11 protein-coding genes are annotated in these 13408 nt (G+C 68.1%); 3 read left to right on the forward strand and 8 right to left on the reverse strand.

Annotated elements, in window-relative coordinates; genetic code table 11:
- The first annotated feature begins 38 nt into the window (after positions 1-38).
- Both ACWEPG_RS17955 and ACWEPG_RS17960 read left to right on the forward strand, forming a co-directional pair.
- On the forward strand, positions 39-743 hold the full coding sequence (locus ACWEPG_RS17955; RefSeq protein ID WP_450116431.1) for a GntR family transcriptional regulator: 705 nt from the start codon (positions 39-41) through the stop codon (positions 741-743).
- Between the two features lie 62 nt (positions 744-805).
- Positions 806-1783: an alpha/beta hydrolase gene (locus ACWEPG_RS17960; RefSeq protein ID WP_450116430.1), complete on the forward strand. Its 978-nt coding sequence runs from the start codon at positions 806-808 to the stop codon at positions 1781-1783.
- Between the two features lie 69 nt (positions 1784-1852).
- Here ACWEPG_RS17960 and ACWEPG_RS17965 read toward each other — a convergent pair whose 3' ends face one another.
- The 8 genes from ACWEPG_RS17965 to ACWEPG_RS18000 form a co-directional block, all read right to left on the reverse strand.
- Positions 1853-3142 carry an NAD(P)/FAD-dependent oxidoreductase gene (locus tag ACWEPG_RS17965; RefSeq protein ID WP_450117194.1) on the reverse strand — a complete coding sequence of 430 codons (1290 nt, stop codon included), beginning with the start codon at positions 3140-3142 and terminating at the stop codon, positions 1853-1855.
- Positions 3129-3449, reverse strand: coding sequence for a 2Fe-2S iron-sulfur cluster-binding protein (locus tag ACWEPG_RS17970; RefSeq protein ID WP_452594909.1), 321 nt, complete (start codon positions 3447-3449; stop codon positions 3129-3131). The genes ACWEPG_RS17965 and ACWEPG_RS17970 overlap by 14 nt, the downstream gene beginning before the upstream one ends.
- A gap of 10 nt (positions 3450-3459) precedes the next feature.
- Entirely contained in the window at positions 3460-4587 is a 1128-nt protein-coding gene (locus ACWEPG_RS17975; RefSeq protein ID WP_450117192.1) for a cytochrome P450, read from the reverse strand.
- Between the two features lie 179 nt (positions 4588-4766).
- Positions 4767-5675: an SDR family NAD(P)-dependent oxidoreductase gene (locus ACWEPG_RS17980; protein WP_450117191.1), complete on the reverse strand. Its 909-nt coding sequence runs from the start codon at positions 5673-5675 to the stop codon at positions 4767-4769.
- A 38-nt stretch (positions 5676-5713) separates the two neighbouring features.
- The gene (locus tag ACWEPG_RS17985) at positions 5714-6661 is read right to left on the reverse strand and encodes an SMP-30/gluconolactonase/LRE family protein (RefSeq protein WP_450117190.1); all 948 of its coding nucleotides are present in this window, start codon (positions 6659-6661) and stop codon (positions 5714-5716) included.
- A 158-nt stretch (positions 6662-6819) separates the two neighbouring features.
- The gene (locus ACWEPG_RS17990) at positions 6820-7554 is read right to left on the reverse strand and encodes an ABC transporter ATP-binding protein (RefSeq protein WP_452594910.1); all 735 of its coding nucleotides are present in this window, start codon (positions 7552-7554) and stop codon (positions 6820-6822) included.
- The gene (locus ACWEPG_RS17995) at positions 7551-10334 is read right to left on the reverse strand and encodes an ABC transporter permease subunit (protein WP_452594911.1); all 2784 of its coding nucleotides are present in this window, start codon (positions 10332-10334) and stop codon (positions 7551-7553) included. The genes ACWEPG_RS17990 and ACWEPG_RS17995 overlap by 4 nt, the downstream gene beginning before the upstream one ends.
- 44 nt (positions 10335-10378) lie before the next feature.
- Positions 10379-11617: an ABC transporter substrate-binding protein gene (locus tag ACWEPG_RS18000; RefSeq protein WP_452594912.1), complete on the reverse strand. Its 1239-nt coding sequence runs from the start codon at positions 11615-11617 to the stop codon at positions 10379-10381.
- A 514-nt stretch (positions 11618-12131) separates the two neighbouring features.
- Here ACWEPG_RS18000 and ACWEPG_RS18005 point away from each other — a divergent pair.
- A partial coding sequence (locus tag ACWEPG_RS18005; RefSeq protein ID WP_452594913.1) for an FAD-dependent oxidoreductase occupies positions 12132-13408 on the forward strand: 1277 nt, incomplete at its 3' end.

Below are 13408 nucleotides of genomic sequence, written 5' to 3' on the forward strand. Positions count from 1 at the left end.
GTCGGTACTGGGAGGACAGAGGCACGAGGAGGACAGCGGTGAGCCGAGGGACGACAGCGGCGCAGGGCGATTCGGCGCCCGGCACGGCCGGGGTGGTTCGCGGCGCCGACTGGGTGGCAAACGAGATCGAACGCATGATCGTCACCGGCGACCTGCTGCCCGGTCAACCCGTCCGACAGGAACTGATGGCCGAACGGCTCGGGGTCAGCAGGCTTCCGATCCGAGAGGGGCTGCGCCAGCTCGCGTCACAGGGGCTCGTCGAGCACCGCCGCAACGTCGGCTATGCGGTCGCGCGGCTGGAGCAGTCCGAGTTCGACCAGATCTACCTGATGCGCGGCGCCCTCGAACGCGAGGTGCTCGCGACCCTTCCCCCGTTCGACGAGGACGCACTCGGCGAGATCCGGGACCTCAGCGACCGCGTCACCCTCGCCGCGGAGCGCGGCGACGTCCTCGAGATGCGTCTGGCGAACCACGAGTTCCACTTCGCCATCTTCGACCGCTCCCCCCTTGCCCTCGTCGTGACGGAGATCCGCCGGCTGTGGAAGCTGGCCATGCCGTATCACGCCGCCTACCTGTTCGACGCCGAAGTGCGGCGGCGGGTGGTGGCAGAACACGAAGCGATGATCGAGGCGCTCGCCGACCACGACAACGAGCGTCTGATCGAGCTCATGAACGAACATCGACGTGGCGGAGAGGCCGGTACGGGCATGTTGCTGCGCAACACGACCCGCAACGACACCTGACCTGGCCCGCCGTCACGTTCCCCACACCGGATCGGACTCCGGTCGACCGAGGAGAACACGACTTGCCTGCCACAGAACCCACCAACCGCTACACCTCTGTCTGGGACCCGGACGTCGCAGTCGTCGTCAGACGGGTCATCGACGCGGGCGCCCGACCGATGCACGAGATCGGTGTCGAGGGCGCCAGGCGCAACCTCGAGTCGATCGTCCGCCCCGAGGGCCCACAGATGCGGTCCGTCACCGATTGCGGATTCGACGGACCCCACGGCCGGGTGCCGGTGCGCGTCTATCGCCCTCATGCGGCCCCGGACACGCATGCGCCGGCCCTGCTCTGGTTTCACGGCGGCGGCATGATCATGGGCTCGCTGGCTTCCTTCGACCGACTCGCCCGCGACGTCGCGGACGCCACCGGAGCGGTGGTCGCGAACGTCGATTACCGTTTGGCCCCCGAGCACACGTACCCAGTTGCCAACGACGAGGCGTACGCGGCGCTGTGCTGGCTTCACGAGCACGCCGGCGAGTTCGGTGTCGGCCCAGGGCGAATCGGCGTCGGCGGGGACAGCGCCGGCGGCGGGCTCGCGGCCGCGACCGCCCTCCGGGCACGCAACGAGGAGGGGCCGGCGATCGCACAGCAGGTCCTGTTCTATCCGGGCGTGGAACGCCGTTGCGACCGGCCGTCCATGCGGGAGTTCGGGGACAGCCCGTTCCTCACCGCAACCGACATCGACTGGATGAAGGGGCTCTACCTCGGTGACGACCCGAGCGTCGACGACGAGTACGGCACTCCCGCACTCGCCACGTCGCTGACGGAGCTGCCGCCGGCGATCATCGCCGTCGGGTACGCCGACCCCATCCGCGACGGCGTCGAGGAATACGGGGACCGACTCCGGGATGCCGGGGTGCCGACTGCGCAGTTGCGGTACCCGGGTGTGGGACACGGGTTTGCGATGCAGACCGCGACGATCGCTCGGGCGCGCGCGGCGATGGCGGAGGTGGGTGCCCTGGTGGCCACACGATTCGCGGCCGACGAGCGGGGATAGCGATGAGACGAGGCGGCACGACCCGGTCAGGGTCGTGCCGCCTCGTACTTCCCGACCCCTCGCGGAGGTTCACCCACCGCGAGGCGATGCGAGCAGCTTCTTCAGCGGAACTCCGTTGTCCGACAGTTCATCCGGTGTGGGACGAGTACCGCGGGCGAGAGCCGTCCGCAGCGCGACGAAGTCTGCCGGCGAATTGACGCACTCGGCGGCGACCAGTGCGTCATCCTCGAAGTACAGGGCGACGCGGCGCTGCGGTTTGTCCGGGTCGGTGCGCACCACGACCTCGGCGTGCGCACCGACCAGCCCGACGATCTGCAGCTTCCACGATCCCTGATCGGACCAGAACCACGGCTGGGGACGGTCCGGAACGTCGTGACCGAGCAGCGTGGCCGCCGCCGCGTTCGCCTGCTCGGTCGCGTTGTCGACCGATTCGAGGCGAACCCGCCCGCCGTCGCGAGTCTCCTGGACAGTGCAGTCGCCGATCGCAATCGTGCGGCCGTCCGAAGCCAGGCAGTGTTCGTCCACGACGACCCCGCGCTCGCACTTCAGGCCGAGTCGGTCGGCCAGTTCCGCGCGTGGCTCGGCCCCCACACCCACGAGGACGGTCGCCGCCGGAATCTCGCGGCCGTCGGCGAGACGGACCGCACGGATCCGGTCGCCGTCGACGACGATCTCGGTGGGCGTGGCGTCGAGGAGCACCTCGACACCCATGTCAGCGTGGGCGGCCAGTAGGAACTCCGCCGTCCCCGCGCCGACCGCCCGCCCCATCAACCTGGGACCGGCCTCGACGACACTGACGTCGGCGCCGAGACCGCGAAGGGTCGCGGCCACCTCGAGACCGACGAAGCCCCCGCCGATCACCACGACCGGCCCGCACCCGACCCGCTCCGCGAGCCGATGAGCGTCGTCGAGTTCGCGAAGCACCAGCACGTCACGGTGACCGGAGCCGGGCATCTCCAGCCGGCGCGCGCGGGCGCCCGTGGCGAGGACCAGCCGGTCGAAACGCCGCGTTTCCCTGGGACCGTCGGCGCGACGCATGTGCAGCAGCACGCCGTCGCCCTCGCGCTCGACCCGTTCGACAACGGTGCCGAGCAGAAGCTCGACACCGTTGTCGGCGTAGTGGTCTGCGGCCCGCAGCACCAACGAACCCGCTGCGGCGTCCCCCTTCAGCCACGCCTTGGACAGCGGTGGCCGCTGATACGGCAGGTGGGGTTCACCGCCGATCAGCGTCAGCGCACCCGCGTAGCCACCTGCGCGCAACCGGTCGGCGAGGTGTACCGCCGCGTGAGAGGCACCGACTACCGCCACGCTGCCGGCATGTTCTCCGGCACCCCGGCCGTTCTCGTCACGCCTGCTCATCGGGCACTGTCACGTGTACATCGATGCCGTCGCGGAGGACCAGCTGACACGACAGCCGCGACGTGTCCTCGCGGTCGCTGGCCGTGCAGTCCAGCATGTCGTCCTCGTCCTCCGTCGCAGCGTCGAAGTACTGGTGGTCGTCCGCAGCGAGGTAGACGTGGCAAGTCGCGCACGAGAGTGTGCCGCCGCACTGGCCCACGATCCCGGTCACGCCGTTCGTGGCCGCCGCCGACATGACGGAATCACCTACGGCCCCGTCGATCACACGTTCCGAGCCGTCAGGCTGGGTGTAGAAAACCTTCGGCATCTCCGAACTCCTACCAGGTCACCGGGACGTCGACGACCGGCTCGGTGAGAAGGTTCGTGTCGACCGCCGGTTCGCCGGCCAACGTCAGCCCCGGCATTCGCTTGAACAACTCCGCGATGGCCACCTGCATCTCCATGCGCGCCAGCGGCGCACCCAGGCAGTGGTGCAGGCCATAACTCAGCGTCAGGTGCGGGTTCCCCTCGCGCCGCACGTCGAACTTCTCGCCGTCGGTGACCGCGACCCCGTCGTGGTTCACCGACGCCGGATCCACGAGCACGGCCTCACCCTTGGCGATGACGTGCCCGTCGATCTCGACGTCCTCGGTCGCGACGAATGGGACCAGACCGCCCCCGCCGGTGACGCTGTCACCGAACGCCATTCGCCCGTGCCGCAGGATCTCCTCGACCGCGGTCGGGGCGACACCGTCGACGTCCTCGAGCAGGACCTTCAACTGGTCCGGGTTCTTCAACAGCGAGAGCGCCCCGAAGCAGATGAAGTTGGCCGTGTTGTCGAAACCGCCGATGATCAACACCATCGCGATCGGCAGGATCTCCGCGTCGGTGAGGGTGTCGTCCTTGTGCTGCGCGCTCGTGAGGTCGCTGAGGAGGTCCTCCCGGGGGTTCTTCCGCCGCTCGTCGATCAGGGCCATCATGTATCCGACGAGTTCGGTCATGTTGGCCACGACCTCTTCCTCGGGCATGTTCGCCACGGCGAGGGTCGCCGAACTCCACTTCTGGAACTTCGGCCGGTCCTCCGGCGGCACCCCGAGGAGATTTGCCAGCATCTGGATCGGCAGAGCGACGGCATAGTCGTGCACCAGGTTCGCCGGAGCACCCTTGGCCATCATCTCGTCGATCAGGTGGTTTGCGAATTCCACCGCCGACTCCCGCATGGCACGTACACGTTTGGGCGAGATGGACTTCTGCACGAGCTTGCGCAGCTTGGTGTGCTGCGGCGGATCCTCGAACTGCAGCGTCGTCTTGAGGAACTCGGGGAACTCGACGAAGTACGGCACCACACGCTCACCGGTGCGGAACGGTTCGCGCACGAAGCGCGGATCGCCGAGCATCTGCCGTGCGGCGGCGTTGCGGTGGATGACCCAGACGTCACCGCCGAACGGCATTGTCATCTTCGTCATGGGCCGCTCGGCTGCGATGGCGACATACCTTCGGGATGCTTCGTTCACACTCACCGGCCCGAAGGGGTAGGCGGTGTCCACTGTCTCGGTGGTGGTCGTGGAGGTTTCGGTAGAGCTCACGGTACTTCTCCTGGTGGAGTCTTCGAGGTGGGGATGAGCCGATGTCGTGGAGGTTCGGGTCAGGACGACGCCGGAACCTGGGCGGGTGCCACGATCTGCGGGATGGCGTCGGGGGTGATCGCCATGATCTCGTCGAACCGCTCGGCAACCGTCTCGACGGTGAGAGCGGGGTCGTGGATCCCGACGGTGTTGAGGATGGCGAGGCGGTTGACGATGCCTCCCGCGACGTTGAACACCTCACCGGTGACGCTGCACTCCGGGTGGACGAGGTAGGCCGCCACGGGGGCGACGTGCTCCGGGAGCAGCTGGGTGCGCATGTATTCCATGACCTCCGGTGAGAGCGTGTCGGCGGCGGCCTCGGCCATCCGCGTGCCCGCGCCCGGTGCGATGGCGTTGACCTTGATTCCGGCCTCGAGCCCCTCGAGTGCGAGGTTCCGGGTGAATCCGAACAGCGCACCCTTCGATCCGCCGTAGTGCGACATGCCCGGATTGCCGAGCATGGCCTGGGAGATGGTGTTGACCACCCGGCCCGCCGGCGACTTCAGCAGGTGCGGCCAGGCGGCTCGGCACAGCCTGATCGAACCGAAGTAGTGCACATCGAGGTGTCGCTGATACTCCTCGTACGGGACCTCGTCGAATGGCGCGGTGCGGACGATGCCTGCGTTGTTGATCACGGCGTCGAGCTGACCGAACGCGGACAGTGCGGCGTCGACCAGCGCGACGGCTCCGTCCTCGGTGGAGACGTCCGCGGAGCACGCGACGGCCTTGCCGCCGGCGGCAGTGATCGCGTCCACGACCTCGCGGGCAGGGTCGTCACCGTCGACACCGGAGCCGTCGATGGCCGCCCCGAGATCGCCTACGACCACCGCGGCGCCGCGCGAGGCGAGCAGTTCCGCGTGCGCGCGGCCGATACCGCGTCCCGCGCCGGTGACAACAACCACGCGGTCGGTGAAATCCAGTTCTGTCATGTGAGTCTTCCTCGGAAAGTGAAGTGGCCGGTGCAGTGTCAGGGTCGGGTCACGCCGCCACGGTTCGACACGTCGGCAACCCAGATGGTGCCCAGTGCCTCGCGTGCGGACTTGTCGAAGTCGAAAACCTCGACACCGACGGTCATGTGAAGGGTGGAACGATCAGGGCCGCCGAGCAGGCACGCCGACGCGACACCGTTCTCGATCGGCACCGGAATGGCATCCGTCATGCCCTCCTCGGTGAAGCGGGCCACGTAGCCGCTGCCGGGCATCGCCGCCCAGACGCCACCCTCCTCGTCGAGTCCGATGCCGTCCGGCATGAACGGGCAGGACGCGAAGAGCCGCGGATTCGACAGCGATCCGTCGGCCGCGCGGTCGATCACCGTGATCTTCTGGGCCATCACCTCGGCGGTGTAGACCTTCGTGCCGTCCGCGCTGATCGCGATACCGTTGGCGCACACCAGCGGCCCGACTTCGTCCGCGGTGTGCGCGGTGCCGTCGGGCTCGACGACGATGATGAGAGACGGCACCGGCTCGTCACCGGCGAACAGGTTGAATCCGAGTTGTGTGACGTAGGCGCGGCCGTCCGCGTCGACGACCATGTCGTTGGTCGCGGCGAGCGAGAACTCGGACAGATCGGCGTAGACGGCGAGGTCGTCCGGGCCGTTGCCGCCGTGAACGAGCACCACTTTCTCGTGCATCGAGTTGACGATCAGCCGTCCATCCGGGAGCCATCCGAAACCACCGAGGACGATCGGCACCTCGGTGTTCTCCCGACGGGCCGAGGCGTCCACAACGACGGTGGCGTTGCCCTCGTCATCAAGGGTTTTCACGGTCGCGGTGTACATGTCGGAGAACCAGAAGGCGCCGTCGTGCCAGCGAGGGCACTCCGGCCACGAGAAACCCCCGGCGATCCTGCGGGGCTCGACGATGCGCGCGCCCGACTGCGCGACAGCAGCGGCGGTGTCGGCAACTACGTTGGTCATGTGAAGCCTTCCAGTGAGGGCGAGAAGGACACAGTGGTCCTGGGTTGATTCGCCGGGTGACTGGCCCGGATCGAGAGCAGTGAACTGTGTCACAACAACTTTCGCAATGGACGATATGTTCTGCGGTGGGCCGTGGTCGGGGGCCTCCCGCTGAGCGGTCAGCCCGCTGCCGGGAGGTCCGATGCCACACCGAGATAGGCCCGCTCGATCCGGGTCGGATCGTTGCGGAGCGCGGCGGCCGAATCGGTCAGCGCCACACCGCCGTGCACCAGCACGGCGGCTCGGTCGGCTGTAGCGAGCGCGAGGTGTACGTGCTGTTCGACGAGCACCACCGCCATCTCCCGCTCGACCGCAAGCCGGCGCAGCACGGCGAGGATCTCGTCGACGATCACGGGTGCCAGGCCCATGCTCAGCTCGTCGATGAGCAGCACCTTCGGCCGCTGCAGGATGGCCCGCCCGATGGCGAGCATCTGCTGCTCGCCGCCCGACAACCGTCCCGCCGCGACGCCCAGCCGCTTCTCCAGAGCCGGGAAGTACCCGAGCACCTCGCCGACGGCCCCGGAGCGGCGGCGACGGTCCGCGACCGCGAGACGCAGGTTGTTGGTGACACTCAGTTCCCGGAACAGGGCCCGGTCGTCGGGAACGAGCACCATCCCCGACCGCACCGCGTCGCGGGGCCGACCGCCGACGAGGTCCTGTCCGTCGACGGCGACCCGGCCGTCGAATCGCGGCAGCATCCCCGCCAGCGACAGCAGCAGAGTCGTCTTGCCTGCCCCGTTGGGTCCGAGCAGACAGGTGATCTGCCCCTTCTCCACGTCCAGGTCGATGCCACGAATACAGGGACGCTGCGGGAGATAGCCCGTCGTCAGGCTCCGAATCGTCAGTGCGGTCACGGGTGCGCCTCCTCGGTGGCGGGGACGGTTGCGGCGAGTTCGGGAATCGCCTCGTGGGCCGGATCCACCTCTTCTGCGGGCAGGCCGAGGTATGCGCTGATCACCCTGGGGTCGGACCTGACCTCGTCGGGTGTCCCGCAGCACACCACCCGCCCGAGATCGAGCACGACGACCCGGTCGCAGATCGTGAGCACCAGCTCCATGTCGTGGTCGACCAGCAGGATCGAGGTGCCTGCGATACACGCATCCCGCAGGCGCTCACCGAGCCACCGGCTCTCGGCACTGTCGAGACCGGCGGCAGGCTCGTCGAGCAGTGCGACCTTCGGCGCGGACACCAGTACGCGGGCGATGGAGACGAGCTGGCGACGACCCTGGGAAAGGGTTGACACCGCAGCGTCCGCGTCATCGGTCAGCCCGACCGTCGCCAGTACTCCCCACACCCGGCCCGCAACGTCGGAAGCCGAACCGGACCGTCCCGCACCCACCGTCACGTTCTCGGCAACGGAGAGATCGTCGTAGAGTTCGACGTCCTGGAAGCTGCGCCCGAGCCCCAACCGACTGCGCCGATGCGGGCGCAACCCGCTCACGTCCGTACCGTCGAGGACGACGGTGCCGGTCGACGGCGCGAACCCGGTGATCGCGTCGATCACGGTGGTCTTGCCCGCACCGTTCGGGCCGATCAGCCCGACGATCTCCCCGGGGCGGACGTCGAACGTGACATCCTGTGCCGCCTGCACCGCCCCGTAGGCGACCCCGAGCCCCTGCACGGACAGGAGCGACTCGCCGGGTCCGGCCGAGACAGTCGGCGCGACAACGGTGTTCACGCCGACCGGGGCACGGTTCGATGCCGCGCGCCGGAACGTGGGCAGCGGGATCGAGGGCAGCCTGCCCGCGATGCCGTCGGGGCTGGTCATGACCGTGACGACGAGCAGGATGCCGCTGATGACGGCGTAGTACTCGCCCATGTGCAGGAACCGGTCGACCAGCAGATAGAGCACACCGCCCGGAGCGATGAGGCCGGCGATGATCGCTCCGGTGATCGACGTGATGCCGGCGATGTACATGACCGCGAACAGCGTGATTCCGAGGAACACGGTGAACGGTTCGGGTGTCGCCAGGGTCTGCTGGTAAGCCATCAGTGAGCCGGCGAGACCGGCGAGGAACGCACCGATCGCGAAGGCCGCGAGCTTGGTCCTCGAGACGTTGATCCCCGAGGCCGCCGCCGACCTCTCGTTCGCCCGGACCGCAAGCATGTCGGTGCCGAGACGGCTGCGCCGCAGCCACGCGACCGCGAGGGCCGACGCGAGAAGCACCGCGAGGCACAGCAACCCGAACGCCAGCCGCGGGTACGCCTCCCCGGCTCCGATCCCGAGGTCGAGACCGAACAGCCTCGGGGCATCGACGGGCGCGCCCTGGACGCCCCCGTTCAACTGAGGGTTGCGGAACCAGAACGCCTCCAGGAAGACCGCCAATGCCAGCGTCACCACGGTCAGCGGCAGGCCCCGGACACGCAGCGCCGGAAGCCCGATCACCACCCCGATGACCGTTGCGAACAGGGCACCGATCAGCGGTGCGAAGGGGAAGGGGATGCCGAGGTGGGTGTTCAGCACGCTGATCGAGTAGGCACCGACCCCGGCCAGGGTGAGCTGCGCCAGGGACACCTGCCCGGTGTATCCCGTGACCACCACCTGGGACAGCGCGACGACCGCGAAGATGACGCTGCTGATGATCGCGGCGCGGTAACTACCGCTGGCCAGCAACAGGGCGACAACGGCGGTCGCGACGGCGAGCAGGGTGGGGCCGAGAATGCGATCGGGGCGTGGGGAGCGACCCAGCGCCTGCCGTACGACGCTGCCACGATCGGGCAACGGCCGTCCCTTGACGACGAGGAACACGAGGATGAGCAGGAGCGGGATCGCCTCCGCCATGCCGGCGTGGGGAAACCAGTCGAACGTGGCCTGCAGGTTGATCATCTCGGCCTGCAGCGAACCGATCGCGATGCCGGCGACGACCGTGAGCCAGATCGAGCTGAAGTTGCCGACCAGTGTCGCGGCGAGCGCCGGGACGATGAACATGGAGTAGGCGATGGGATTGAGGGCGACGATCGGCGCGATCAGGATGCCCCCCAACCCGGCGACCACCGAGGAAAGCGCCCAGTTGGCGAAGGCGATCTTGTCCGGGGACAGGCCGGTGAGGTAGGCACCCTTCTCCGATTCCGCGGCCGCCTCCGTGGCGATACCGAATCGCGTGAACCGGAACACGGCGGTCGCGACGAGAGCGATCGCGATGATTGCTGCCGCGAGCCAGATCCGGTCGGTCGGTGCCTGCCGGGAGCCGATGGAGATGCTGTCGAGCGCGAAGATCGGTTCGACGGCCACGATCTCGGTGCCGACGCGCAGGGCGATGAGTGCCTGCAGCACGATCATCAACCCGATCGACGCGACGGCCTTTGCGACGACCGTCGCGTTCCGCAGTGGACGGAAGATCAATGCGTAGAACAACACTCCGAGGATCGCGGCAACCACGAGCGAAATGGCCATGGCCGGGGCCACCCCAAGCGGTCCACCGAGGTCGACCGTCTTGGGGAGCCCCGGAATCGGGACCACCAGCTCACCCGTGCGCAGCAGCGCGTAGGTGTATGCGGTGTACAGGGCCACGGCACCCGTGGCGAAATTGACGACACCCGAACTCTTGAATGTCATCACGAGCGCGAGCCCGATGGCGGCGTACACGGCACCGTTGCCGAGGCCGAGCACCAGGTAGGCGAGATGGTCGGTCATGCTTCTTCCTTCAGTCGATCACATCCCTCGAGGGCGTTGCCGTGCTAGCCGGTGACCGTCAGGTCCACCGGGATGCCCTGCTCGTTGATCTCGCCGATCAGCATCTGTCGCGAGCAGATCGACGGCATCATCGGGAAAGCCGTTCCGTTGCAGCTGAAGGTGATTCCGCCGCCCGCGGGCATCTCGACGTTGGTGGCGCTCCGCAGCGCGTCACGAATGGAGGCGGAGTTGACGTCGCCGCTGATACCGGACGTCGCGGCGGCCAGCGCCATCACGGTCTGGTACCCGGTCGACCCGTAGCCGTTCGGGGACAGGTCGGGTGCATACTCGGCGAAGATCGACCGGAACAGTACCGAGTCGGGGCGGTCGGACAGCGCGTCGGTGGCAGTGATACCGATGTTGCCCTTGACGTTGGCGATTCCGATCGCCTTGACGACGTTCTCGTCGAGGCAGGTCGGAATGAGCACCTTCTTCATCGTCGGCGCGGTGGTCTGGACCGCCTTGAGCACCGAGGTGCAGGTGGCGGCGTCGCCGATGAAGCTCACGCCGTCGGGTTCCTTTGCCAGTCCCGCCGTGACGACCGGCGTCGGGTCCGGGGTGCCCAGGGCCACCGGGACGACATCGAGCGCGACACCGAATCCCTGGAAGATCGGCTGACCCATCTGGTCGATCATGGCGGCGATTCCACCGCCGTCGCTGGCGAACATGGTGAACTTCGCCATGCCCTCCTGCTTGGCCGCGGTCGCGGCCGCCGTCAACGTGCCGGGCAGGCCCGCGGAGAGGGAGGCAACGTCGGGTGAGGTCAGCTCGATCGGCGCGACGCCGTTGAGGGTGACGTACGGGATGCCCGCACCGAGCACGATCGGCACGATCACCGGTCCTTGGGACGTGCCCGGGGACAGCACCGCGGACACCTTCTGCTCGACGAACTGATTCGCACAGGCGCTCGCCGAGGTCGGCTCCTCCTGCTGCTTGCACACCACCAGGTCGATCGGCCGGCCGGCCAGCCCGCCTCCGTTCTTGTTGAGGTACTCGACCGCGGCCTCGGCACCCTCTCGCATGTCGGGAATGGACACCGCGGCGCCACCCTCGGTCGACACGAAGCCGATCTTCACTGCTTCGCCGCTCGCGGGATTGCTCGGCAGAGCGGAGGTGGACGCTCCCGCGACACCGGCGTCAGCCGTCTCCTCGTCGGCACATGCGGTGCCGAGCATTCCGACAAGCAGCAGCGCACTCGCGCCGGCAACAGCGCGCACGCGCCGTCCTCGACTGACTGGGTTCATTGCGTGGACTCCTTCACAGGGTGGTGACGGCACCGTGGGGGCGTAGCGCTGGACGCCTTCGACCACCTACAGTGATGCACGTCACTCTTTGAATGTGAGCGGTGATTATCAGGACACCGAGTGCCTGCGTGGCGCACCCCCTCCCGCTGAACGGGAGGCCCATGCGACCGGCCTCCATGTTCGCCGAACGTGACTCACCGACCGCCGCGAGCAGTTATAGCCTGCAACGAAATTGGGCACACACCGACATACACAGCGCGCCTCCCGACCAGCGGGAGACCACCAACCCACGTGCGCCGGCGCCGACTATCGTCCAGCGGCTGTCGACTCACGAATCACACCCGCGCTGCATCGCGATCCGCAGGACCCCACTCCCCCGCACCCACCCCCAGGCACAGCACATACCGCCGCAGCAGGAACGAAACAGATTTCAGATCAACGTGATTCACGCCCTCGAACCGTGACCGCGCATGCTCTGCGCCACAGATCCGCACAACCAACGAAGGGACACACCATGCCCGAAGCGACGCCGATACACCCGATTCGCCGAGATCACATCATGGAATGGGCGTACGAGGCGGACGTCGTCGTCGCGGGTTTCGGTGTCGCCGGGGCGGCCGCCGCGGTCGGTGCGGCACAGGCGGGGGCCGATGTCCTGGTGCTGGAGCGGACCGGAGGCTGGGGCGGCGCGGCCGCGATGTCGGGCGGTTTCATCTACCTGGGTGGCGGCACGCCGCTGCAGAAGGCGTGCGGGTTCGAGGACACCGTCGACAACATGAAGGCGTTCATGAAGGCGGCGCTCGGCCCGGGCGTCGACGAGGCGAAGATCGACGCCTACTGCGAGGGCAGCGTCGACCACTACCACTGGCTCGTAGACGAGTGCGGCGTGCCGTTCAAGGAGAGTTTCTGGGGCGAGCCGGGCTGGGAGCCGCCGGGCGACGAGGGCCTGATGTACAGCGGCGGCGAGAACGCGGCGCCGTTCAACGCGACGATCCCGCCGGCGCCCCGCGGCCACATCCCGCAGATGCAGGACAAGCACGTCAGCTCCGAGAAGGGCGGCGGCTACATGCTGATGAAGCCGCTCACCGACAAGGCCGCCGAACTCGGCGTGCGCTCCGAATACGACATGCGGGTGCAGGCGCTGGTCATCGAGGACAATCCCGCCGACCCCGAGGACGATGCCGCCGACCCCGAGGCTTCACCCAAGGGTGGCGGCGTCCGCGTCGTCGGTGTCATCGCGAAGCAGTACGGCAAGGACGTTGCGATCCGCGCCCGCAAGGGCGTCGTCCTGGCGACCGGCAGCTTCGCCTACAACGACCGGATGCTCGAGTCCTACGCGCCGCGGTTGGTCGGTCGCCCGGCCGCGTCGATCGAGGAGCACGACGGTCGCGCGATCCGGATGGCGCAGGCGATCGGCGCCGATCTGGCGCACATGGATGCGGCGGAGGTCGCGTTCTTCTGCGATCCGCAGCTGTTCATCCGCGGCATCCTGGTCAACGGGCGCGGCCAGCGCTACATCAACGAGGACACCTACCCCGGGAGGGTCGGGCAGGCCACGCTGATCGAAAACCAGAACCAGGCGTTCCTGATCCTCGACGAGGAGTCCTACGAGGCAGGCTTGGCCGCGCCGAGCTCCAGCCCACGCACCCATGCTCGACCGACCTGGGTGTGCGAATCCGTCGAGGAGCTCGAGGCCGAGATCGGGCTGCCCGCCGGGTCGCTGCAGGCCACCGTCGAGGTGTACAACCGGCACGCCGCGAACGGGGAGGACCCGCTGCTCGGGAAGAAGCC

It is taken from the genome of Rhodococcus sp. NPDC004095 (assembly GCF_053604015.1).